The organism is Amycolatopsis sp. NPDC050768 (assembly GCF_040654155.1).
Lineage (GTDB): Bacteria > Actinomycetota > Actinomycetes > Mycobacteriales > Pseudonocardiaceae > Amycolatopsis.
In genome coordinates this window covers 197069-219377 of the sequence record NZ_JBFAHL010000014.1, presented here as the reverse complement: position 1 = coordinate 219377, position 22309 = coordinate 197069, and the positions used below count along the sequence as shown (strand labels likewise).

Sequence of the window (22309 nt, the reverse complement as noted above, 5' to 3'; positions counted from 1 at the left end):
CTCGGTGAACGTCACGGCCCAGGCCTCGCGGAACCGACCCGCAGCAGCCGCCGCTTGCCCTCCCGGCACAGCCCCGGCCACCTGCCCCACCGGTTCTGCGCAGTCCGCGCCCCGCAGGCCGACCACCTTCTCACCAGCGGATCTGCCCGCCGTCCTCAGCGTGTCCGCCACCGCCGTGAAGCTCACTTGCGACCCCTCCCCGTGATCATTCCGTCACAGGCTACGGGACCAAGGCCAGCGGATTCCACCAAAAGCATCCCCACCGCGCACGTGCCACTCAACGTTGGTCCATGCCATTCAGCACGGAAACATGCCACTCCGCGCTGGCCCATTCCATTCCGCGAGGCGCCTCGCCAATCAGCACGGCACCTCGCCACCGCAAGCCGCACATCGCCACAGCAACGGCACATGCCAAGCGAACAACACTTGCCATCCACCTCAGCGCCACGCCACCGGCGCGACCTCTTGCCACTTGACGCGGCACCCTGCCAATCCGCGCGGAACCTCGCCGCTGCCCGCCGCGTCTTGCCACGACAAAGGCAGTGGCGGTGGCTGTGGCTGTGGCACACCTCGATGTCATGCCACATCCATGGCGCCTTGCCAATCGGTGCGGAACCTTGCCACCGGATGTCGCACGTTGCCGAGGCAATGGCAGGGCAAGAGGCGCGAGGCTTGCCATTTCGCCTCCAGGTTTGCCACGAGTGCCTCACCTTGCCATCAGGTACGGCAACTCGCCCATCGGACCCACAACTTGCCGCCCACCGTGGCAAGTTGTGGGCGGTGTGGCTGAGGATCTTGCGGTCAGACCCGCTTGTGTGGGGTGATGCGTGTCGTCCGTAGGCCGGAGACAATGACGACCGGCCCGAAGCGTCCAGTGGCAGGAGGCCCGCACACCCATGACGTCCCGGCGAGAGACCCAGCTGCTTTCCCGAGCCGCCGCGTACAGCGCGGCCGCCCTGCGCAACATCAGGAAAGAGTTCCCCAACGACATCCGCAGCACGATGCGGTTCCCAGGGGACTTCCCGAACCGTCCGCGCGACCTGTACCCAGCCTTCTACGGTTGCTACGACTGGCATTCCTGCGTCGAGATGCACTGGCTCCTGGTTCGGCTGCTCCGCACAACCCCAGACGCAGTACCCACCGACGACATCCGGACCGCACTCAACGAGCACCTCACCGCCGACGCCCTCGAAGGCGAAGCCGAGACGTTCCGGACCAAGGGATCACGGGCCCGCCCCTACGGCTGGGGCTGGGCCCTCATGCTCCACCACGAAATCGCCACCTGCGACGACCCCGACGCCCAAACCTGGTCGGCCAACCTCGCACCCCTGTCGGCCGCAGTCACCGACGCCTTCCTGCAATGGCTCCCCAAACAGACCTACCCCATCCGCACCGGCGCGCACAACAACAGCGCCTTCGGTCTTTCCCGTGCCCTCCCCTACGCCAGAAGCCAAGCCGCAGCCGGCGACGGAGCCCTCCTCACCGCCATCCAAGACGCCGCCACCCACTGGTTCAGCACCGACGCCGACTACCCCGCCAACTGGGAACCCTCCGGCGCCGATTTCCTGTCGCCCGCCCTCACCGAAGCGGAGCTGCAGGCCGGCCTCCTGCCACCAAAAGACTTCGCAGCCTGGTTCGACCGGTTCCTCCCCCAGCTCCCGGCCGCGCTCCTCACCCCGGCCACGGTGTCCGACGACAGCGACGGCCAGATCGCCCACCTCCGCGGCCTCAACCTCAGCCGCGCCTGGTGCTGGCTCCGCCTGGCCGACAGCCTCCCCGCCGCCGACCCGCGCCAACCCCTCCTGGCCTCCGCCGCCGAAGCCCACGCGGACCCGGAGCTCGACCACGTCAGCGGCAGCGACTACATGGTCGAACACTGGCTGGCCTGTTACGCCGTCCTCTACCTGACCGCCGGCGAACGCGACCACGCAGGAAAGGGCGCCCCAACGCGGAACGCCCCGCAACGAGCGGAAACCTAAGCCTGCAGCCGAGAAAGTGCCGCAGGAATGGCCGCCGCCAGTAAATCCAGCTCCTCGTCCCCCGCCACCAGCGGCGGCGACATCGCAATCCCCTTCCCCAACGGCCGCACCAAAACCCCCTCGTCCCGCACCAGCCGCTGCAACTTCCCCGGCGCCCCGGGGTCCGCCGCCAGTACCTCCGCCGACAGCTCCACCGCGGCCAAGAACCCCAGCCCAGCCCGAACCTCCGCGACCAACGGATGCTCAGCCGCCCCGGCCAGCGCGTCCGCCAACGGCTTCTCCAGATCCCTCCCCCGCGGAATCAACCCGTCCTTCTCATAAATGTCCAACGTCGCCAACGCAGCAGCACAACCCACCGGGTGCCCCGCATAAGTAGCCCCATGGCGCAAAACAGGAGCCCCGGCAGAACCCGTGAAGAACGGCGCCGCCACCTCCGGCGAAACCAGCAACGCGGCCAACGGAATGGTCCCACCGGTGAGACCCTTGGCAGTCGTCACCATATCCGGCCGAACCGCCCACCGATCAATCCCGAACCACGTCCCCAACCGCCCGAACGCGGCAATCACGCAATCCGCCACGAAAAGCACGCCGTAACGGTGACAAACCTCCACCGCGGCCTCGAGATACCCCTCCGGCGGCAACAACACGCCCCCGGCACCGATCACCGGCTCACAGAAGAACGCGGCAACCCGATCCGCCCCCACCCGCAGGATCTCGGCCTCCAACGCCGGAACACTGTCATACGCCACATGCGAAAACCCCGAAGGCATCGGCCCGAACCCCTCGGCATTCACCGGGATCCCGCCCACGGCCGTGCCGAACCCGTGCGTCCCGTGGTACCCCTGCGTCCGCCCGATGATGTGGGTCTTCTCCGGCCGTCCAGTGTGGACGAAGTGCGCCCGAGCGATCTTCACCGCCGTGTCGACGACATCACCACCGCCGGAGCCGAGGAACACCTTCGAACCCGGCACCGGAGCAAGCGAAGAGAGCCGCGAAGCCAACTCCAACGCCGGCTCGTTCGCGTAATACCCGAACAGGTTGTACGAATCCAGCTTCTCCAGCTGCGCCGTCACGGCCTGGGTGATCTCAGGCCGCCCGTGGCCGAAGTTCGCGTACCAGAGCGAAGCCGTGGCGTCGAAGTAGCGGCGGCCGGCGTCGTCCCACACGTACGAGCCCGAGCCGCGCGTGATCACGAAGCGGTCGCCGTCCACGGCGCCCATGTCCGCGAACGGGTGCCACAGCGGGTTCTCCATGTAATCCTCCTTGTGTCACAACGAAAGGAACTCGGCGATCTCCGACTCCGAGTACCCGATTTCCGCGAGCACCTCCGCCGTGTGCTGGCCCAGCACCGGTGGCGCCGACGTCGGCCGCGGCTGCGTGTCCGAGGCCTTCACCGGGAAACCCGTGCCGAGGTAGGTGCCGACGGTTGGGTGTGGCAGCCGCACGACCTGGTCGCGCGCGGCGGTCCACGGGTCGGCGTACACGTCGTCGATGTCGTTGATCGGCGCGGCCGGGATGCTCGCCGCGTCGAGGGCCTTCGTCCAGTCGTCGACGGTGCGCGTGACCAGCACTTCTTCCAGCAACGCGTTGAGCTCGTCGCGGTGCGCGGCCCGCGCCGCGTTGGTCGAGAACTGCGGGTCCTCCGCGATGTCCAGGCCGAGAACCCCGCAGAACGCGCGCCACAGCTTTTCGCTGCCGACGGCGATGACGAGCCAGCCGTCGGACACGTGGTACGCCTGGTACGGGACGATGCTCGGGTGCGCCGAGCCCATCCGACGCGGCCGCGGGGTGTCGTAGAAGTGCGCACCGGCGGCGTAGATGTGCCAGGCGAGCTGCGCGTCGAGCAGGGAGACGTCGAGGTACTGGCCGCGCCCGGTGGTGTGGCGAGCCTGCAGCGCCATCAGCACGCCGATGATCGCCCACGTGCCCGCGTTGAGGTCGGCCACGGGCAGGCCCACCTTGGCGGGCGCGCCGTCAGGCTCGCCGGTCAGCCCCATCACGCCGCCGAGCGCCTGCGCGACGAGGTCGTAGCCCGGCCGGTCGCGGTACGGCCCCGTCTGGCCGAAGCCCGTGATCGACACGTGGATCAGCCGCGGGTTCAGCTCGGACAGCGAGGCGTACGACAGGCCCCACCGCTCCAGCGTGCCCGGGCGGAAGTTCTCGACGAGCACGTCCGCGTCGGCCACGAGCCGGCGCACGGCTTCGCGGCCGCGTTCGGACTTGAGGTCGAGCACGATCCCGCGCTTGTTGCGGTTGGCGGCAAGGAAGTACACGGCTTCGTCGCCGACGAACGGCGGGCCCCACAGGCGCGTGTCGTCGCCGTGGCCGGGCGGCTCGACCTTGACGACGTCGGCACCCATCTCGCCGAGGTACTGCGTGCAGTACGGCCCAGCCAGGATCCGGGAGAGGTCGACGACCTTGAGACCGTCGAGCGGGCGGACCTCGGGCATGGGGCGGCTCCTCGGGGCGTCGTCGCGGACCTACGCCTCCTTTCTACCTCCCGGCCAACGGATTACCTACCAACGGCCCATTGACGTGAACCGTTCACTCCTGTTGATTCTTGAGGAAGTATGTGCCGCTTTGAGTAGTTGAGTTGTGCACTCCGGGAGGAATTCATGCGTCGTCTTGTGGGCCTGCTGGCGGTCGCCTGCCTGACCACCGGCCTGGCCACCACCCTCACCCCGGCGAGCGCGGAAGCGGCCCCCGCCGCCCCGCACGCCGTCCAGCAGGAAACCGGCGCGCTGCCGCCGATGGGCTGGAACAGCTGGAACAAGTTCGGCTGCAACATCAACGAGACCCTCATCCGCGAGACCGCCGACGCGATCGTCAGCAGCGGCCTGCGCGACGCCGGCTACCAGTACGTGAACATCGACGACTGCTGGGCCGAGCAGAACCGCAACGCCGAGGGCAAGTTCGAGCCCAACCACGAACGCTTCCCGAGCGGTATCAAGGCGCTGGCCGACTACGTGCACGCCAAGGGCCTCAAGCTCGGCATCTACACCAGCGCCGGCACGCAGACCTGCGCGAAGACCATGCCCGGCGCCCTCGACCACGAGGACGTCGACGCGCAGACCTTCGCCGACTGGGGCGTCGACTACCTCAAGTACGACAACTGCAACAACGAGGGCCGCCCGGCCATCGAGCGCTACACGAAGATGGGCGACGCGATCAAGAAGACCGGCCGCTCGATGATCTACGCGCTGTGCGAGTGGGGCGAGAACCAGCCGTGGCTGTGGGGCAAGACCTCCGGCGCGCAGCTGTGGCGCACCACCGGTGACATCAGCGACAACTGGACCAGCATGACCGGCATCCTCGACCAGCAGGTGGGGCTCGAGAAGTACTCCGGCCCCGGCGGCTGGAACGACCCCGACATGCTCGAGGTCGGCAACGGCGGCATGACCGACGCCGAGTACCGCTCGCACTTCGCACTCTGGTCGCTGATGAACGCGCCGCTGCTCGCGGGCAACGACGTCCGCTCCATGCCGGCCGCGACGAAGGCGATCCTGGCGAACAAGGACGTCGTCGCCCTCGACCAGGACTGGGCGGGCGTGCAGGGCCACAAGGTCCGCGACGACGGCGACACCGAGGTGTGGACCAAGCCGATGTCCGACGGTTCGGCCGCGGTGGTGCTGTTCAACCGCGGGATTTCCGCCGCGACGATGTCGAGCAACGCGTCGGAGATCGGTCTGTCCGGGCGCGATTTCCGGGTGCGTGACCTGTGGACGGGTGCGGAGACGGAGAGCGCCGGGACGCTGCGGGCGACCGTGCCGAGCCACGGGGCGGCGGTGTTCCGGGTGTGGCCGGCCAAGTTCCCGGCTGCCGCACCGGCGGCGACGTTGTCTCTTGACGCGGGATCGTACTTCCCTGCTGGGAAGCCGTTCACGGCTCACGTCCGACTGACCAACGACGGCAGCACGCCGCTCGCCGCGGCTCGGGTGACGGTGTCGGCGCCGTCCGGCTGGCAGCTCGACGGGCGTGGTGACGTGCTCGTGCCCGCAGTTGCGCCGGGTAAGTCGTGGGAACGGTCGGTGACGGTGAAGCCCGTGAAGCCGGGCGCACAGGTCGCGATGTCGGCGAAAGCCACCTACTTCACGGGCTGGGGGCGGCGTTCGTTGTCGGCTGACGCGAGTGGACCGGTCGTGACACCGTTCGCTGCCGGAGTGACGCCGATGTCGAAGGCGCCGTTCTTGCTGACTGAGAACGGCTGGGGCCCGGTCGAGCGGGGCACCAGCAACGGCGAGAACCAGGCCGGCGACGGGAACCCGATCACGATCAACGGCCAGGTGTATTCGGATGGCCTTGGGGCGCACGCGCCTTCGCTGGTCCGGGTGTATCTGGGTGGGGGTTGTCAGACGTTCCATTCGGTCGTCGGACTCGATGACGAGTTCGCCACGGGGAGCGTGACGTTCGAGGTCCGCGGGGATGGGAAGACGCTGGCTTCGACGGACGTGTTCCGCCATGGCTCGGCGGCGCAGGCGCTCGACGTGCCGTTGGGTGGGGTGCAGGTGCTGGACCTGGTCGTGACGGATGGCGGGGACGGGAACAACACCGATCACGCAGACTGGGCTGACGCGGCGGTGAGCTGCTGAATCGGTCCGAACCATTCACACACGCCAGGCGGCGGCGGGAGAATGCGGCATGGCGTCGACGGAGGCCCTGCCGGCTGAGCACTGGATGATCACTGGAACCCGCAACGGGAAACCGCTGCCGGAAGTGGTCGTGCGGCGGTGGGCGTGGTTCTGCGACCACGCCCGCCGCAGCCGCATCCACTACGTGACCACGGAGTTCGTCGGCGTCGCCTGCGCGGCGGCGGTGCCGGTGTTCGCGGCGTTGCGGTGGGACGTGGCGTTCAGCGCGATCGCCGGAGCGCTGGTGTTGATCGCGACGACGATCCGGACGGTGCTGGGGTTCCATGACGACTGGATCGAGTACGTGCGGCTGCGGTTTTCTTTGGAAAGGGATGCGACGGCGTATTTGTACGGGATCGCGCCGTATGACGTTTCCGATGAGGAGGCGGTGAGGGTGCTGGTCACCCGGCATGAGGAGCTCGGTGCCGAGTTGAGGGATGGGTGGTTTGCGAGGAGGAAGAAGTTGGGGAATGGGGGGCACGCGATCAAACCGCCGGCGTAGGGGTGTTGGGGTTGGGTGTGCACCCCGAAGCTGGATTGCGTTGACGGTCGGCCACGTACATCGACCGATTCGGACCAGAGCTGATCACGCTTCACGACAAATGCGAGCCGACCGCAGAACTCGCTCGCCTGAGGTGAGCGCTATCGCCGAAGGTTGGTGACCGATTGGCGCGCCGGGCGGCTTAGCTGTCTGTGCACGAGGGCCATGTGTCTACCGCCCACTCCGGCCAGCTCGGCCAGCCCGCCGGTGGGGCGGGAATCTTGCGCCCGTCGAGTTCGGCGGCGTCAGGCACCTGGAACTGCTCCCGCCACGCATCCAGATCGGCCTCGCTCATCGGGAACGTCTGATGCGGTGTTGTTTCCTGGCGGCGCGCGATGCGGGCGAGCTGGACGTCCTTGTCCACGGGCAGGTAGACCACCTGGCATGCTGCCCCGACCGACCGGGCAAGCCAGCGCAGTGCCGACCGTTCGTCGCGGCTCCAGAGCCCGAAGTCGAGTACGACGCTGGTCCCCAGCCGCAGCGCCTGTAGGGCGACCGAGATGAGCCGCCCTTCGAGCACCCAGCGCTTTCCGTCGGCCATCGAATCGCCGAACAGCGGGATCATCCAGTGATCCGGGGTCAGCCGCAGTGCCCGGTGGGTTGCGGCAAGCTCTTGGGCGCGGGTGGTTTTCCCGGCCCCCGGGAGCCCGACCATCAGGAGCAGGGTGGCGGCACGCGGGTGTTGTGAATCGAAACGCTGCGACTGAGACATGACTTCCCTGATCAGGCGGGACGACCCGGCGTCACAGGAATATGAGTGACTGCCGGCAGGACACTGATCCGGCGGTACGTCCTGGCACTGCCCCACGTGGGGCAGGCAATGACCGCGGTTACGGGAACCGCGATACCGCCGCTAAGCGGCGGTTGTAGTCATGGAAGCGCAGCAGCACATGCCTTGATCGTAGCGGACCGTCGATACCTGTGGGGACGGATATCTGTCCTGCGCTTGAACGTCAGCACTGGAGCCAGCGCTGTCCTGTTCAGCGGCCACTACGGCGCCCCGCAACGCGGCGATGGTTTGCGAGACGTCTTCACGGCGACCTCGGAGCACGACGGGGGAACAGCAACGCGCGCGCCGAGGACGGGCACAACCAACGCCGCGTTGGGGCCGGCGGTCAGCGGACGCCGAGGTCGAAGTCCAGGCTGTAGCGGTTCGAGGGCATCGCGCCGGCGGACTTCGCGCCGTCGATGGGGAGGACGGCGCCGTTGATGAAGCGGGATTCGTCGGTGGCCAGGAAGAGGATGGCCTTGGCGACTTCTGTGGCCTCGCCGACGCGGGCTGCGGGTGTGCTGGCCACGAGCTGGTGCTGCTTGGTCTCGAAGTCGTCGGGGGAGGCCAACGTCGAGCGGAGCATGTCGGTGTCGATGGCGCCCGGGTTGACGGTGTTGGCGCGGATGCCCTGGTGAGCGTGGGCGACGGCGAGGGACTTCGTGAGGCCGACCAAAGCGTGCTTCGTGGCGTTGTAGACCGGGTCGCTCGGACGGCCCATCACGCCGCCGTTGGACGACGTCGTGATGATGCTGCCGGAGCGTTGCGCGAGCATGTGGGGCAGCACGGCGCGCGTGCCGAGGAAGGCGGTGCGGACGTTGAGCGCGAAGATGGTGTCGAAGTCCTCGAGCGTGGTCTCCGTGAGGGGTTTGGCGAGGTGGACGCCGACGTTGTTCACCAGCACGTCGACGCGGCCCGCGTCCTCGATGACGCCCGCGACGAAGTCGTTGACCGCGGTCTCGTCGGTGGCGTCCACGAGTGAGTGGCGGTAGCCGTCCAGCTGAGCAGCCGGCTCGCGGATGTCGCTCGCGAAAACCACGGCGCCCTCGGCCAGGAACTCCTTCACGGTGGCGAGGCCGATGCCCCGCGCGCCCCCGAAGATCACCGCGACCTTGCCGGCCAACCGAGCCATCGTTCAGTCCCTCCCTCGAAGTTCGGCCACCTCGTAGTCCTCCGGCAGCCTGACCAGCGCGTCCGGCGCGCCGGTGTACCGCACCACCACGCCGTAGACGGACTCCGCCGCCTCCGCGGAAACGTACCCCGCCACCACGTCGGCCAGCACGTCTGCCACGGCGCGCCGCCGCGGGTCGCCGTAGCCGCCGCCACCGGGCAGGACGACGTCGACCTCGGCGTCCGGAGCCAAGGCGATGCGGCTCTTGACGGGCAGATCAGCTCCGGAAACCAGCCCGAACCGGCCGAGGGCGCCCGGAGAACCACCGTCCACACCGGACGCAGCGGCCCGCACCCGGTCGACGTTCCCGTTGACACTCCAGGGAAAATCGCCCCGCAGACCCATCGTCGTCCGCTGCCCCAGCCCACCGCGGAACTGCCCGGCGCCACCCGAGTCCACCAGCAGCTCCCGCACGCCCTGCACCAGCGGCGCGCTCGTCTCGATCACCTCGGTGGGCGTCGAGCGCAGACCGCTGGGAAAACCCGTGGTCGAGAGGCCGTCGCGGGACACGCGCGCGCCCATGCCGCCGGTCTGGAACACCGTGGACATGAACCCCTCGCCGCGCCAGATCGTCATCCACAGGGCGTCGGCGCTCGGCGCGACCGGGCAGCCCGGCAGCGCCCCGATCAGCAACGACGGCAGGAAGTGCCCGATCAGGTGCCGCGACGCGACGGGCGCCGGGGCCACGCAGTTGAGTACCGAACCCTCCGGCGCGGTCACGTGGACGGGGCGGAACGAGCCCGCGTTGTGCGGCACCTCCGGCGAGATCGCGGCTTTCACCGCGAACGACGCGTACGCCCGCGTGTAGTTCAGCACCACGTTGATCCCGCGCCGGCTCTGCGGCGACGAACCCGCGAAGTCCACGTGGATCTCGTCGCCCGCCACGGTCACCGCGACGCGCAGCACGACCGGTTCGTCGTCGAAGCCGTCGGTCACCAGCTCGTTGCGGTACACGCCGTCCGGCAACGCGGTGATCGCCTCGCGCAGCGCGCGTTCGGAGCGGTTCATGATCTCGGCGGCGACGTCGTCGAGCGACGCCAGCCCGAACTCCTCCAGCAGCCGTACGAGGCTCGCCGCGCCGACGTCGTTGCCCGCGACCTGCGCATACAGGTCGCCAATGGTCTCCTCGGGTGTGCGGACGTTGGCGCGGATCAGCCGTTCCAGATCGGCGTTCACCTCGCCGGCGCGCAGGAACTTCAGGATCGGCAGCCGCAGGCCCTCCTCGAAGACCTCCGTCGCGTCCGCGGACACGAGCCGGCCGCCGATGTCCGGCGCGTGGCAGCACGAGGCGAACCACGCGACCAGCCGGCCGCCCGCGAACACGGGCGTGGCGACGGTGATGTCGTTGATCTGCCCTGCCGTCTGCCACGGGTCGTTGGTGAGCAGCACGTCACCGGGCTCCAGCGTCTCCGGCGGGTACTCGGCGACGAAGTGGCGCAGGCCGGTGGCCATCGCGTTGATGTGGCCGGGCGTGCCGCCGGTCGACTGGCCGATCATCTCGCCGCGCGAATCGAACACGGCGCACGCGAGGTCGAGCGATTCGCGCACGACCGCGGAGAACGCGGTGTTGACCAGCGCGTTCTGCTGCTCGGCCAGGATCGAGTGCAGCCGGTTGCCGATCAGGCCCACGAGGATCGGGTCGGTCACCAGCTCACCTCCAGACTCGCGTCGCCGCGCACCACGCAGCGCGCGCCCGGCGGGACGACCACCGTCGACTCGCGTTCCTGCACGATCGCGGGGCCACGCCCCCAATCGCCGGGCCGCAGCCGGTAGCGGTCGACCACCGCCGTGTCGACAAATCCACCCGTGAAGTAGGCCGGACGGCTGCCAGCCGATGCTCGTCCAGGCTCGATTTCCTTCAATCGCAACGAAACCTCGGGCGCCGGCGCCGACGAGACCACCCGCCAGTTCAGCACCTCGACCGCCACCGGCGGTCCGCTGCGCCGGTACAACGACCGATAGACGTCCGTGAAATCCGCGACCAGCGCGTCCGGCCAAGACTCCGCTGTGGCCCGCACCGGCACCCGGATCTCGTACCCCTGGCCGGCATACCGCATCTCGGCGACGCGCGCGTGCGTCACGTCCACACCGTCCACACCGGACTCCCGCAGCAGCGCCGCGCCCTCGGCCTCCATCTCGGCGAACCGCGCGTCGACGTCCTCCCACGACAGATCCAGCACGGCCGCCCGCGCCGAACGCACGAAGTCGAACGCCAGTGGCGCCGTCAGAAACCCCAGCGCACTCAGCACGCCTGCGGCCGGCGGCGCCACCACTGTCGGCGCCCCGAGTGCCCGGGCGACACCGGCGCCGTGCACCGGACCCGCGCCGCCGAACGTGTACATCGGCAGCTTCGCCGGATCCTTGCCGCGCTCCACGGCGTGCACGCGCGCGGCGTTGGCCATGTCCTCGTTCACGCTCGTGTGGATGCCCCAGGCCGCTTCCTCGACGCTCACGCCCAGCGGCTCAGCGATCTTCGCACGAACAGCCTCGCGGGCGGCCTCGACGTCGAGCGCCATCCCGCCGCCCAAGAAATACGCGGGGTCGAGGTAACCCAGCAACAGGTCGGCGTCGGTGACCGTCGGCTCGGTGCCGCCGCGGCCGTAACACACCGGCCCCGGCTCCGACCCCGCCGAATCCGGGCCGACGGTCAGCAAACCCAGCGCGTTCACGCGCGCGATCGAGCCGCCGCCGACGCCGATCTCGATCATGTCGGTCACCGGCACCTTCACCGGCAGCCCCGAGCCGGGCAGCAGCCGGTATTCGCGGCCGACCTCGAACTCGTGCGTCACCAGAGGCGCGCCGTCGGCGACCAGGCAGAGTTTCGCCGTCGTGCCGCCCATGTCGAACGCCAGCAGCTCGCGTTCCCCGGCCCCGACGCCGAACGCGGACGCGGCGAGCGCTCCGCCCGCCGGACCGGATTCGAGGATGCGGATCGGGTACCGGCCCGCGGTCTCGACGGTCGCGATCCCGCCGTGGGACAACATGATGTGCGGCGCGGGCCGCACCCCCAGCTCGTGCAGCCGGCGCGCCAGATCCGCCAGGTACCGCTCGGCGAGGTCCTGCACATAGACGTTGGCGACCGTGGTCGACGTCCGCTCGAACTCGCGGATCTCGGGCACCACTTCGGACGAAAGCGCCACCCGCAGCCGCGGCGCAACGCGTGCGAGCACCTCGGCCGCGCGCCGCTCGTGCGCGGGATTGGTGAAGGAATGCAGGAAACACACGGCGACTGCGTCGATGCCCCGCGCGTCGAGCTCGCGGCCCAGCCGCGCGACGTACTCCTCGTCCAGTCCCGTGTGGACGGTCCCGTCGGCCAGGATCCGCTCCGGCACGTCGAAGCGCAGGTACCGGGGCACCAGCGGTTCGGGCAGTTCGAGGCTCAGGTCGTAGAGCTCGTAACGGTGCTCGCGGCGCATCTCGAGCACGTCGCGGAACCCCGCCGTGGCGAGCAACGCCGTGCGCGCGCCCTTGCGTTCGATCAGCGCGTTCGTGACCAGCGTGGTGCCGTGCACGAGCTGCTCTACGTCGCCGAAGTCCAGCCCGGTGCGCGCGAACACCCCGGCCAGGCCTTCGGCGACCGCGAGAGCCGGCTCACGGTGGGTGGTGAGCACCTTCCCGACCGCGACGACCCCGGATTCGCCGAGCACACACAGGTCCGTGAACGTGCCGCCGATGTCGACGCCGACCCGCAGGCCCGCCATCAGCGCGGCTTCCGCGGCCACCGTGGGGACGTGTTCACCGGAGGCTTCAGCTTCGCCCGCACCACCAGCACGTTGGGCTCGTCCGACTCGATGAACTCGCTCAGCAGCCGCCGGAACGCCCGTCCGAACCCGGACACGCGGTCGGCGTGCACTCCGAACGACCGCGCCAGGCCGACGAAATCCGGGCTGTCCCAGTCGACGCCGCGGTGCGGCAGGCCTTCCTGGTCCTGGTCGTAGCGCAGCATGCCGTAGCCGCCGTCGTCGACGACCACGACCGTCACCGGCAGCTGCTCCTCCGCGAGCGTCGCGAGGTCGCCCACCGCGTAGAGGAAACCGCCGTCGCCGGTCACACACACGACGCGCCCGGTTCCGGTGGCGGCGGCGCCGAGCGACGCGGGGAAGCCGTAGCCGAGCGTGCCCCAGCCCATCGGGTAGGCCAGCCGGCGCGGCGCGCGCACGCGGTGGAAACCCCCGATCCAGTACCCGGCCACGCACATGTCGGTGACCAGCATGGCAGGTTCCGGGAGCACTTCCTCCAAAGTGGACAGGAAGTCGGCCGCCTGCGGCTCGTCGGTGCGGATGCGCTGGCGCACGCGGCGGCCGATGGACGCCAGCCGCACGGTCAGCTCGTCGAGGCCCGGCCGGCTGGCCGGGCGCAACGACTCGACGACGCGGCGGGCGTCACCTACCAACGTGATGTCCGGTTTGTAGTTTTTCCCCGCGTCGAACGCGTCCACGTTCACCGCGATGAGCTTGGGCGGCGCGGGCATCAGCCAGTTCTGCGTCATCAGGCCGTCGAAGTCGGTGCCGATCGCGAGCACCACATCGGCCTCGTCCCACAGCTCGCCGACCTCCGGGGCGTGCACCGGATTCGGGGCCAGGCAAGGGTGATCGAGCGGCAGCAGCCCGCGCGCGGCGAACGTGGTGATCACCGGAGCGGCCAGGCGTTCGGCGAGTTTGCCGATGGCCTCGCCCGCCTCCGAACGCAAGGCGCCGCCGCCGGCCCAGATCAACGGACGCCGGGCGCCGGAGAGGAGCTCGGCGGCGCGGGCCAGATCCGGCAGGTCGAGCACCCGCTCAGCCAGCGGCTTCGGCGGTCCGCTCGGCTCCGAGATCTCACGCAGGTAGTCCGTCGGGATGCCGAGGTACACCGGGCCGGTCTGCGGCATCAGCGCCAGCCGCGACGCGCGGTGCACGGTGGTGCCGATCTGGTCGGCGCGGTGGACGGTGAACCCGGCCTTGGTCACCGGCGCGAACATCGCCTGCTGGTCGGACGTTTCGTGGAGCACGCCGCGCACCACGCCGGGGCGCTTGAGTGTGGACGGGATGTCGGTCGCGACCACGAGCACCGGCGCGGCCGAGGCCATCGCCTCGCCCACGGCGCCGAGCGTGTTGGCCGCGCCGGGCCCGGTCGTCACGAGCGCGACACCGAGTTTTCCCGTGGCGCGGGCATAACCGTCGGCCGCGAACCCGGCGGTCTGTTCGTGCCGGACACCGACGATCCGGATTCCCGCTTCCGCCAACGCCTCCCACAGCGGCAGGTTGTGCACTCCCGGGAGCCCGAACACGACTTCGGTCCCGAGTGCCTTCAGCGCGTCGCCCAGATGCTGAGCACCAGTCCGTCCTGCCACAGCTGCCACTGTATCCACCGTGCGGAAAGCACCGCACGGTCGTCACCGGACACCGTTTGCCACCAGCAATTATGTGGTACTGGCCAGACAACGCCGCATCGTGCGTAGACTCGGGCTCCGGGGAGCGCCGATGCCCCCTGCGTGGCGGAAGGTGGTCGGAAAATGCCGTTGATGCCCGTGACCGACTCGATGTTCCTGATGGTCGAGACCCGCGAACACCCCATGCACGTCGGCGGCCTGCAGCTGTTCCGCAAACCGGAGAACGCGGGCGAGAACTACCTCAGTGATCTCCGCCAGAAGATGCTCGCCACCGACAACATGCGCAGCGTCTTCCGGCGCCGCCCCAGCCGGCCCGTGAACACCGCCGGGTACGTGCGCTGGGCCGCCGACGCGGAGCTCGAGCTCGACTACCACTTCCGCCACTCCGCGTTGCCGCAGCCGGGCCGCATCCGCGAACTGCTGGAGGTCACCTCCCGCTGGCACAGCACGCTGCTCGACCGGCACCGGCCATTGTGGGAGATCCACCTCATCGAGGGCCTGCAGGACGGCCGGTTCGCGATGTACTCCAAGATCCACCACTCGCTGATGGACGGCGTCTCCGCGCTGCGCCACCTGCAGGGCACGCTGTCCGACGACCCGAACGATCTCGACTGCCCGCCGCCGTGGGGCAGCCGGCAGAACGGGACCAACGGCAACGGCCACGCGCAACCGTCGCTGTTCAGCCTCGCGGGCAAGACGTTCGACCAGGTCGCGGGCATCGCGCCGGCCGCGGCGAAGGTGGCGCGTGAGGCGTTCCGCGAGCACACGCTCACGCTGCCGATGCAGGCGCCGAAGACGATGCTGAACGTGCCGATCGGCGGCGCGCGCCGGTTCGCCGCGCAGTCGTGGTCGCTCGACCGCGTGCGCGCGGTGGCGACCGCCGCCGGCGTCTCCCGCAACGACGTGGTGCTCGCCATGTGCTCCGGCGCGCTGCGCGACTATCTCATCGAGCAGAGCGCCCTGCCGGACGCGCCGCTGATCGCGATGGTGCCGGTGTCGCTGCGCCGCAAGGCCGACGCCGGCGAGGCCAGCGGCAACAACATCGGCGCGCTGCTGTGCAACCTCGGCACCGACCTGTCCGACCCGGCGCTGCGGCTTTCGGCGATCCACACCTCGATGACCAACGGCAAGAAGCTCTTCTCGGAGCTCACGCCGTTGCAGACGCTGCTGCTCTCGGGCGTCAACGTGGCGCAGCTGGGCGCGTCGCCGATCCCGGGCGTCGTGAACAACACGCGGCCGCCGTTCAACCTGGTGATCTCCAACGTCCCGGGCCCGCGCAAGCAGATGTACTGGAACGGGGCCGCGCTCGACGGCATCTACCCCGCGTCGGTGCTGCTCGACGGTCAGGCGCTGAACATCACGCTGACCAGCAACGGCGACAACCTCGACTTCGGCATCACAGGTTGCCGGCGCAGCGTGCCGCACCTGCAGCGGATCCTCACGCACCTGGACACGGCGCTGGCGGAGCTGGAAGGGGCGACGGGCGTCAAGTAGGGCTTACGCGATGCCTTCCGGGCTGGCGCCGCCGACCTGGATGGCGCCGGCGGTGATGCGCTCGATCTCGGCGAGGTCTTCGGGCGTCAGGTCGAGGTCGGCGGCGGCCGTGCTGGCCTCGATGTTGCGCGGCTTGCGGGCTCCGACGATGGCGACGTGGACGCCGGGCTGGGCGAGCGTCCAGGCGATCGCGAACCGGCTGACCGACGCGCCCCGCTCGGCGGCGAACTTGGCGAGCTCGTCGACGATCTCCAGGTTGTGCCTCAGGTTTTCACCTTGGAACGCCGAGGATTTCGAGCGCCAGTCGGACTCGTCGAAGAACGAATCGGCTGTGAAGGTGCCGGTGAGCAGGCCGCTGCCGAGCGGGCTGTAGGCGAGCACACCGATGTCGTGCTCACGAGCGTAGGGCAGCGGATCGGTCTCGATGCCGCGGCGGAACAGGTGGTACGGCGGCTGCAGCGTCTCCACCGGGCGCGTCTCGTCGAAGGCGGCGAGCTCGGCAGCGGTGTAGTTCGAGACCCCGATGTGGCGCACCTTGCCCGCGTCGACGAACTCCTGCAGCGTCGCCGCGACCTCCGCCGCCGGCGTCTCGGGGTCGGGCCAGTGGATCTGGTAGAGGTCGAGGTGGTCGACGCCGAGCAGGCGCAGACTGTTGTCCACACCCTGGGTGAGCCACTCGCGGCGGGAGTCGCGGGCCCGTTCGGCGCGCGGTTTCGTGCCGCCCTTGGTCGCGATGACGACGCTGTCGCGGTCGTGCTCGAGTTCGCTGCGCAGCGCCTTGCCGAGGAGCTGCTCGGCCGCGCCGGCACCGTAGGCCTGCGCGGTGTCGAAGAGGGTCACGCCGAGCTCACGCGCGTGCCGGATCGCCGCGATCGCCGTGTCCTCGTCGAAGGAACCCCACTGCCCGCCGAGCTGCCACGTGCCGAAGGCAATCCTCGATACTTCGAGGCCGCTCCTGCCCAGAATCGTCGTACGCATGATCCTTAGGAGAGCACACGGGCCACGGCCCCGCACCACACCTGTGGCGTGCGTCCCGGCCAGCGGATATCGAGTTGTGCCGGATGTGCCGATGATCGGATACTCGCTCGCCGTGAGCCTCCTCGAGCCCCTGCGCGGCCGCAGTTTCCGCGCGCTCGCCACCGGACGGACACTCGCCACCTTCGCCAACGCCGTCGCCCCCGTGGCGCTCGCGTTCGCCGTGCTCGACCTCACCGGTTCGGCCGTCGACCTCGGGCTCGTGGTGGGCGTGCGCTCGGTCGCGAACGTCGCGCTGGTGCTGTTCGGCGGCGTGCTGGCCGACCGCCTGCCCCGCTCGGTGATCATGCAGGGCACCGAGGCGGCCGCGGCGATCACGCAGGGCGCGCTCGCCGTGAGCGTCCTTTGTGGATTCGCGTCGATCCCGTTCCTCGTCGGGCTCAGCGCGGTGAACGGCGCGGTCGCGGCGATCTCCCTGCCTGCCGCGGCGGCCATCACGCCCCAGACCGTTTCGCGGGGCCGGCTGAGCCAGGCCAACGCCCTGCTCCGCCTGCTCACCAACACCGGCCGCGTCGCGGGCGCCGGCGTCGCCGGGATCGTGGTCGCCGTGGCCGGCTCGGGCTGGGCGGTCGCGGTGAACGCGCTGCTGTTCCTCGCCGCCGCCGTCGCCTACCGCGGCATCCGCCTCCCGCGCGGCGCCCGCGTCGAGGCGAGCCACCCGATCGCCGACCTCATCGCGGGCTGGCACGAGTTCCGCTCGCGCGCGTGGGTGTGGATCGTGGTGGTCCAGTTCGCCTTCGTCAACGCCGCCGGCCTCGGCACGCTCGTCGTGATCGGCCCGGTCGTCGCCGACGAGACGTTCGGCCGCACGGGCTGGGGCCTCGCCCTCGCGATCGAGACGGTCGGCTCCATCTTCGGCGGCCTCATCGCCGCGCGCTGGCAACCCCGGCGCGCGATGTTCGTCGGCGTGCTGCTGGTGATGACGGAGGCCCTGCCGATGTTCAGCCTGGGCCTGTGGCCCGCGCTGGTGCCGCTCCTGCTGACGATGGCCCTGGCCGGCTTGACGATGGAGCAGTTCAGCGTCATCTGGGACGTGTCCCTGCAGGAGAACATCCCCGAGGACCGCCTCGCCCGCGTGTACTCCTACGACGTGCTGGGTTCCCTCGCGGCCATGCCCATCGGCCAGATCGCGGCGGGACCGCTGGTCGAGCACCTGGGCCGCGAGCCCGTGCTGCTGGGCTGCGGTGTGCTGATCGTGATGGCGACTTTGCTCGCGCTGTCGAGCCGGCAGGTACGCGGGTTGGTGCGCCGGCGCCCGGTCGCCGCGGACACGGCGCCGGCCACCTGAAGCCGCCGCGAAACGGCTATTTCGGGCGTACTGCCATGAAGTTGATGGCGTGGGCGGTCATCACGACCTCGTCGTCGGCGTTGAAGAGCTCGATGTGCGTGCGGAGCAGGCCGCGGTCCGGCTTGGACTTCGAGAGGCGCGCCTCCTCGATGGTGGCGCGCACGTGGAGCTTGTCCCCGGGGCGGACGGGGCGGGGCCAGCGCAGGTCGTCCATGCCGGGGCTGCCGAGGCTGGACACCGAGGACAGGAAGTGGTCCACGAACATCCGCATCATCACGCCGGCCGTGTGCCAGCCGCTGGCGACGAGGCCGCCGAAGGGGCCGTGCTCGGCTGCGGCCGCGTCGGTGTGGAAGCTCTGCGGGTCGAAGCGCCGCGCGTACTCGACGATCTCTTCCGCGGTCACCACGGCTTCGCCGAACTCGTACACCGCGCCTTGCGGGTAGTCCTCGAACCAGCGGTCGTCGATCGGCGTCGTGAACTCGGTCATGGCTCGCAGCTAACCACAACAACAATTCGCTCCGCAGCGAACTGTCAGCGGGCTAGTCTCGGCCGATGACGGCCGGACCGGACATCGCGACCGTCGCGCAAGCGATCGGCGAACCGGCGCGTGCGGCAATGCTGCTGCAGCTTATGGATGGTGACGCCCACACCGCGCGCGTCCTCGCGACGGTCGCGGGTATCGCCCCGTCCACGGCGAGCGCGCACCTGCGCAGGCTGTGTGACGCGGGCCTGGTACGAGTGACGGAGTCCGGCCGGCGGCGGCTGCACCAGCTCGCCGGGCCGGAGGTCGCCCAGCTCGTGGAGGCCCTCGCCGCGCTCGCGCCTCCCCGGCTGCCGGCGAACCTGCAGCCGGACCCGCCGACGGACGAACTGATCGAGGCCCGCGCTTGTTACGGCCATCTCGGCGGCCGGCTCGGCGTCACGATCGCGGCACGGCTTCAGGAAGACGGTGTCGTCGGCGCGCTCCGCCCGGGCGACACCGACGCCGTACGCACCTTCGACCACCCGTTGCTCACCGCACTCGGGATCACCGGAGTCACCGCGGCTCCACCTGTCCGCGCCTGCCTCGACTGGTCACAGGGCAGGGTCCATCTCGCCGGCGCGCTCGGTGCCGCACTGCTGAGCGGCCTCCTCGACGCGGGCTGGGTGCGCCGCCGCCCGGCCGGGCGAGCCCTGCGGATCACGCCGATCGGCCGGGACCACTTGGCGCGGCTCGGTTTCCGGTAGTCAGGGTTCCCGGTAGCGAGTGTTTCCGGTAGTCAGGGTCTCCGGTAGTCAGCGCCCGGGAGAACGCGGCTCCGGCGCGACGTCACGGTGCCCGTCGAGCTTCCACCAGCTCTCGAGGGTCTGGCGCAGCGCCTTGAGCAGCTCGCCGCCCGTTTCGAGCGGCACCAGCGCCGTCGGGCCGTCTTCGATGCGGAGGGCGGCCGAGAGACGGTCGTCGTGTTCGATGAGGCCCACGATCACGCGGGTGGGTTGACCGGTCATGTCGACAGTGGCGATCGCCTGCTCGTACCGCCAGCCCGTGGAATGCACGCGCCAGACCCTGACACAGTTTCCGGCGCTCGCGGCCGGTTTTCACCCCAACGTGCGTCGGGTCAGCGCACCACCCAGGGCCGCACCTCTTCGAGCAGCTTCGCGACGGCCAGCACGAGGTCGTCGGAGTGCCGCGGGCCCACGATCTGCAGCCCCACCGGCAATCCGGCCGACGTCCGCCCGGCCGGGACGCTGATCGCCGGCTGCTGCGTCATGTTGAACGGGTAGGTGAACGGCGTCCACTCCGGCCACTCGCTCAGCCCGCTGCCCGGCGGCACGTCGTGCCCGGCCTCGAACGGCGGGATCGGGATGGTCGGGGTGATCAACACGTCGTAGCGCGTGTGGAACTCGCCCATCAGGATGCCGAGCGCCGCGCGCGCCGCGGTGGCGTCGAGGTAGTCGCTCGCACTGTAGGTCTTGCCCTGCTCCCACACACGACGCAGGCCCGGGTCGACGCGGTCCTCGCTGCCCGGCGGGAACGAGTCCAGCAGCTTCGCCGCGCCGGTGGACCACAGAATGTCGAACGACGGCTTCGGGTCCTCGAATCCCGGGTCCGCCTCCTCGATCTGCAGCCCCGCGTCGTCGAGCGCCTTCACGGCCGCCGCGACGATCGCCGCCACTTCCGGGTCGACGTCCACGTAGCCGAGCGTCGGCGAGAACGCCGCGATCAGCCCGCGCACGTCGCGCCGCACGGCCTCGCGGAAGGTGGAAACGGGCGGCGCCAGCGCGGCCGGGTCACGCGGGTCGGGGGTGGCGATCACGTCGAGCAGCAGCGCCGTGTCGTCGACGCTGCGCGCCATCGGGCCGGCGTGCGAAAGCGGGCCGAACGGGCTCGCCGGGAACAGCGGGATCCGGCCGTGGGTCGGCTTCATCCCGACGATCCCGCAGAACGACGCCGGGATCCGCACCGAACCACCGCCGTCGGTGCCCACGGAGATCGCGCCCATGTCCGCCGCGACGGCTGCCGCGCTGCCGCCGCTCGACCCGCCCGCGGTCATCGCCGGGTTCACCGGGTTGCGGGTGATCCCGGCGAGCGCGCTGTCGGTCACGCCCTTCCACGCGATCTCGGGCGTGGTCGTCTTGCCCAGCACCACCAGGCCGGCCTCGCGCATCCGCGCCATCACCGGGCTGTCGACGTCCCACGACCCCTCGGCCGGGATGCTCGTCGAGCCGCGCCGCGTGGGCCAGCCGGCGGTGAGGAACATGTCCTTGATCGACGAGGGCACGCCGTCGAGCCAGCCGATCGGATTGCCGTCGCGCCAGCGGATCTCGGCGCCCTTCGCCTGCTCCAGCGCGCGGTCGGCGTCGACGAGGCAGTAGGCGTTGAGTTCGCCGTCGCGTTCCTCGATGGCCTGCAGCGCGTCCTCGGTCGCTTCCACCGGCGAAAGCTCCCCGGTGGCGTAGGCGGCGACCAGTTCGCTGGCGGTCAGTTCCCGGTGGCTCATCCGGCTGCTCCCTGCGATTCCGACGGCACGTATCCGAGCCGTTTGTCCACGACGTTGTGCAACGGCTCCCCGGCCACCCAGCGGCGGAAGTTCGCCGCGAACACCTCTACCAGGGTGGTTCGCCAGCCGAGGAAGTCCCCCGACATGTGCGGCGACAGCAGCACGTCCGGCATGGTCCAGAGTGGACTGTCGCCCGGCAGCGGCTCGGTGTCGAACACGTCGAGGGCCGCGCCCGCGATCTGCCCGCCGCGCAACGCCGCCACCAGGTCGGACGTGACCACCAGCTCACCGCGCCCGACGTTCACGAACCGCGCCGACGGCTTCATCGCCCCGAACGCCGCCGCGTCGAACATGCCCTTCGTCTGCTCGGTCAGCGGCGCGACGGCCACGACGTAGTCGAAGGCGGGCAAGTGTTCCGTGAGCTGCGCGGAGTCGTGCACCGTGCCGAAGTCGGGGTCGCCCGTGCGCGGGCGCCGCCCGGCCCCGGACACGCGCAGCCCGGCCGCGCGCAGCAGCCGCGCGATCGAGCGGCCGATGGGCCCGGTGCCGACCACGAGCACCTCGCGCCCGGCGACGCGTTCGGTCTCGCGGTGCTGCCACGTGCCGGCACGCTGCAGGTCGAGCGAACGCGCGAAGTCCTTGGCGAAGGCCAGAACCACGCCCAGCACGTACTCGGCGATGGCGTCGTCGAAGACGCCCCGCGAGTTCGTGAGCACGACGTCGCTCTCAACCAGGCCGGGGAACAGCACCGGGTCGACGCCCGCGCTCGCGATGTGCAGCCAGCGCAGGTCGCCGGCCGCGTGCCATGCTCCGGGCACGGCCGTGGAGAGGAAATCGTAGACGAACAGCCCCTGGGCTCCGGTAAGCGCTTCGGTCAGTCCTCCCGCGTCGGTGTAACGAACTACCGCCACGTTTTCGATAGCGGCCATGTCCGGTGGTGGAGCCGACCCGCACAGCACCGCCAGCACGGGAAATTCCGAGGCGATCACATTGACACCGTAAAAGTGGCTCGTATGATTGTCAACAATCCGAGGACGACCCCCGGAGCACCG

General features: G+C 70.1%; 18 protein-coding genes. 6 read left to right on the top strand and 12 right to left on the bottom strand.

The window, feature by feature from the left end:
• Nucleotides 1-896: 896 nt before the first annotated feature.
• Entirely contained in the window at nucleotides 897-1979 is a 1083-nt protein-coding gene (locus AB0H62_RS34940) for a DUF2891 domain-containing protein (RefSeq protein ID WP_220243927.1), read from the top strand.
• On the opposite strand, the gene AB0H62_RS34935 is transcribed toward AB0H62_RS34940, so the two are convergent.
• Together AB0H62_RS34935 and AB0H62_RS34930 are read right to left on the bottom strand one after the other, a co-directional pair.
• Nucleotides 1976-3232: an aminotransferase class III-fold pyridoxal phosphate-dependent enzyme gene (locus AB0H62_RS34935; RefSeq protein ID WP_255638424.1), complete on the bottom strand. Its 1257-nt coding sequence runs from the start codon at nucleotides 3230-3232 to the stop codon at nucleotides 1976-1978. The two genes, AB0H62_RS34940 and AB0H62_RS34935, sit on opposite strands and share 4 nt — an antisense overlap.
• Nucleotides 3233-3247: 15 nt before the next feature.
• Nucleotides 3248-4429, bottom strand: a complete 1182-nt coding sequence (locus AB0H62_RS34930) for a CoA transferase (protein ID WP_220243928.1) — start codon at nucleotides 4427-4429, stop codon at nucleotides 3248-3250.
• A gap of 165 nt (nucleotides 4430-4594) precedes the next feature.
• Between AB0H62_RS34930 and AB0H62_RS34925 the strand changes: the two genes are divergently transcribed.
• Together AB0H62_RS34925 and AB0H62_RS34920 are read left to right on the top strand one after the other, a co-directional pair.
• Nucleotides 4595-6568, top strand: a complete 1974-nt coding sequence (locus AB0H62_RS34925) for an NPCBM/NEW2 domain-containing protein (RefSeq protein ID WP_220243929.1) — start codon at nucleotides 4595-4597, stop codon at nucleotides 6566-6568.
• A gap of 49 nt (nucleotides 6569-6617) precedes the next feature.
• A complete protein-coding gene (locus AB0H62_RS34920) occupies nucleotides 6618-7109 on the top strand; it encodes a DUF4231 domain-containing protein (protein WP_220243930.1) in 492 nt (163 codons plus the stop codon).
• Nucleotides 7110-7290: 181 nt separating this feature from the next.
• Here the strand turns inward: AB0H62_RS34920 and AB0H62_RS34915 are convergent, their stop codons facing one another.
• The 5 genes from AB0H62_RS34915 to AB0H62_RS34895 form a co-directional block, all read right to left on the bottom strand.
• Nucleotides 7291-7860: an ATP-binding protein gene (locus AB0H62_RS34915; RefSeq protein ID WP_220243931.1), complete on the bottom strand. Its 570-nt coding sequence runs from the start codon at nucleotides 7858-7860 to the stop codon at nucleotides 7291-7293.
• A gap of 403 nt (nucleotides 7861-8263) precedes the next feature.
• Nucleotides 8264-9049, bottom strand: coding sequence for an SDR family oxidoreductase (locus AB0H62_RS34910; RefSeq protein ID WP_360590828.1), 786 nt, complete (start codon nucleotides 9047-9049; stop codon nucleotides 8264-8266).
• A gap of 3 nt (nucleotides 9050-9052) precedes the next feature.
• Nucleotides 9053-10738 carry a hydantoinase B/oxoprolinase family protein gene (locus AB0H62_RS34905; protein WP_360590935.1) on the bottom strand — a complete coding sequence of 562 codons (1686 nt, stop codon included), beginning with the start codon at nucleotides 10736-10738 and terminating at the stop codon, nucleotides 9053-9055.
• The gene (locus AB0H62_RS34900; protein WP_360590933.1) at nucleotides 10732-12789 is read right to left on the bottom strand and encodes a hydantoinase/oxoprolinase family protein; all 2058 of its coding nucleotides are present in this window, start codon (nucleotides 12787-12789) and stop codon (nucleotides 10732-10734) included. The genes AB0H62_RS34905 and AB0H62_RS34900 overlap by 7 nt, the downstream gene beginning before the upstream one ends.
• Entirely contained in the window at nucleotides 12789-14420 is a 1632-nt protein-coding gene (locus AB0H62_RS34895; protein ID WP_360590827.1) for a thiamine pyrophosphate-binding protein, read from the bottom strand. Before AB0H62_RS34895 ends, AB0H62_RS34900 begins: the two co-directional genes overlap by 1 nt.
• A 162-nt stretch (nucleotides 14421-14582) precedes the next feature.
• On the opposite strand from AB0H62_RS34895, the gene AB0H62_RS34890 reads away from it, so the two are divergent.
• Nucleotides 14583-15953 (top strand): wax ester/triacylglycerol synthase family O-acyltransferase, encoded by a 1371-nt coding sequence (locus AB0H62_RS34890; RefSeq protein WP_360590825.1) that lies wholly within the window; start codon nucleotides 14583-14585, stop codon nucleotides 15951-15953.
• Between the two features lie 3 nt (nucleotides 15954-15956).
• Here the strand turns inward: AB0H62_RS34890 and AB0H62_RS34885 are convergent, their stop codons facing one another.
• Complete coding sequence (locus AB0H62_RS34885) at nucleotides 15957-16931, bottom strand: aldo/keto reductase (RefSeq protein WP_360590823.1); 975 nt, start codon at nucleotides 16929-16931, stop codon at nucleotides 15957-15959.
• A 91-nt stretch (nucleotides 16932-17022) separates the two neighbouring features.
• Between AB0H62_RS34885 and AB0H62_RS34880 the strand changes: the two genes are divergently transcribed.
• Nucleotides 17023-18276 (top strand): MFS transporter, encoded by a 1254-nt coding sequence (locus tag AB0H62_RS34880; RefSeq protein WP_220243936.1) that lies wholly within the window; start codon nucleotides 17023-17025, stop codon nucleotides 18274-18276.
• A 16-nt stretch (nucleotides 18277-18292) separates the two neighbouring features.
• Here AB0H62_RS34880 and AB0H62_RS34875 read toward each other — a convergent pair whose 3' ends face one another.
• Nucleotides 18293-18763, bottom strand: coding sequence for a MaoC family dehydratase (locus AB0H62_RS34875; protein ID WP_220243937.1), 471 nt, complete (start codon nucleotides 18761-18763; stop codon nucleotides 18293-18295).
• Between the two features lie 65 nt (nucleotides 18764-18828).
• On the opposite strand from AB0H62_RS34875, the gene AB0H62_RS34870 reads away from it, so the two are divergent.
• Nucleotides 18829-19503: a helix-turn-helix transcriptional regulator gene (locus tag AB0H62_RS34870; protein ID WP_220243938.1), complete on the top strand. Its 675-nt coding sequence runs from the start codon at nucleotides 18829-18831 to the stop codon at nucleotides 19501-19503.
• 48 nt (nucleotides 19504-19551) lie between these two features.
• Here AB0H62_RS34870 and AB0H62_RS34865 read toward each other — a convergent pair whose 3' ends face one another.
• The 3 genes from AB0H62_RS34865 to AB0H62_RS34855 form a co-directional block, all read right to left on the bottom strand.
• Nucleotides 19552-19812, bottom strand: coding sequence for a hypothetical protein (locus AB0H62_RS34865; protein ID WP_220243939.1), 261 nt, complete (start codon nucleotides 19810-19812; stop codon nucleotides 19552-19554).
• Between the two features lie 62 nt (nucleotides 19813-19874).
• Complete coding sequence (locus AB0H62_RS34860) at nucleotides 19875-21257, bottom strand: amidase (RefSeq protein WP_220243940.1); 1383 nt, start codon at nucleotides 21255-21257, stop codon at nucleotides 19875-19877.
• Complete coding sequence (locus tag AB0H62_RS34855; RefSeq protein ID WP_360590819.1) at nucleotides 21254-22246, bottom strand: D-2-hydroxyacid dehydrogenase; 993 nt, start codon at nucleotides 22244-22246, stop codon at nucleotides 21254-21256. Before AB0H62_RS34855 ends, AB0H62_RS34860 begins: the two co-directional genes overlap by 4 nt.
• Between the last annotated feature and the right edge of the window lie 63 nt (nucleotides 22247-22309).

What these genes read in the sequence shown, in the direction of transcription:
- AB0H62_RS34875 (WP_220243937.1), bottom strand. Translation starts at nt 18,763, where the DNA reads ATGACCGAGTTCACGACGCCGATCGACGACCGCTGGTTCGAGGACTAC.
- AB0H62_RS34860 (WP_220243940.1), bottom strand. Translation starts at nt 21,257, where the DNA reads ATGAGCCACCGGGAACTGACCGCCAGCGAACTGGTCGCCGCCTACGCC.
- AB0H62_RS34930 (WP_220243928.1), bottom strand. Translation starts at nt 4,429, where the DNA reads ATGCCCGAGGTCCGCCCGCTCGACGGTCTCAAGGTCGTCGACCTCTCC.
- AB0H62_RS34890 (WP_360590825.1), top strand. Translation starts at nt 14,583, where the DNA reads ATGCCGTTGATGCCCGTGACCGACTCGATGTTCCTGATGGTCGAGACC.
- AB0H62_RS34935 (WP_255638424.1), bottom strand. Translation starts at nt 3,232, where the DNA reads ATGGAGAACCCGCTGTGGCACCCGTTCGCGGACATGGGCGCCGTGGAC.
- AB0H62_RS34880 (WP_220243936.1), top strand. Translation starts at nt 17,023, where the DNA reads ATGATCGGATACTCGCTCGCCGTGAGCCTCCTCGAGCCCCTGCGCGGC.
- AB0H62_RS34885 (WP_360590823.1), bottom strand. Translation starts at nt 16,931, where the DNA reads ATGCGTACGACGATTCTGGGCAGGAGCGGCCTCGAAGTATCGAGGATT.
- AB0H62_RS34940 (WP_220243927.1), top strand. Translation starts at nt 897, where the DNA reads ATGACGTCCCGGCGAGAGACCCAGCTGCTTTCCCGAGCCGCCGCGTAC.
- AB0H62_RS34900 (WP_360590933.1), bottom strand. Translation starts at nt 12,789, where the DNA reads ATGGCGGGCCTGCGGGTCGGCGTCGACATCGGCGGCACGTTCACGGAC.
- AB0H62_RS34915 (WP_220243931.1), bottom strand. Translation starts at nt 7,860, where the DNA reads ATGTCTCAGTCGCAGCGTTTCGATTCACAACACCCGCGTGCCGCCACC.
- AB0H62_RS34910 (WP_360590828.1), bottom strand. Translation starts at nt 9,049, where the DNA reads ATGGCTCGGTTGGCCGGCAAGGTCGCGGTGATCTTCGGGGGCGCGCGG.
- AB0H62_RS34920 (WP_220243930.1), top strand. Translation starts at nt 6,618, where the DNA reads ATGGCGTCGACGGAGGCCCTGCCGGCTGAGCACTGGATGATCACTGGA.
- AB0H62_RS34870 (WP_220243938.1), top strand. Translation starts at nt 18,829, where the DNA reads ATGACGGCCGGACCGGACATCGCGACCGTCGCGCAAGCGATCGGCGAA.
- AB0H62_RS34925 (WP_220243929.1), top strand. Translation starts at nt 4,595, where the DNA reads ATGCGTCGTCTTGTGGGCCTGCTGGCGGTCGCCTGCCTGACCACCGGC.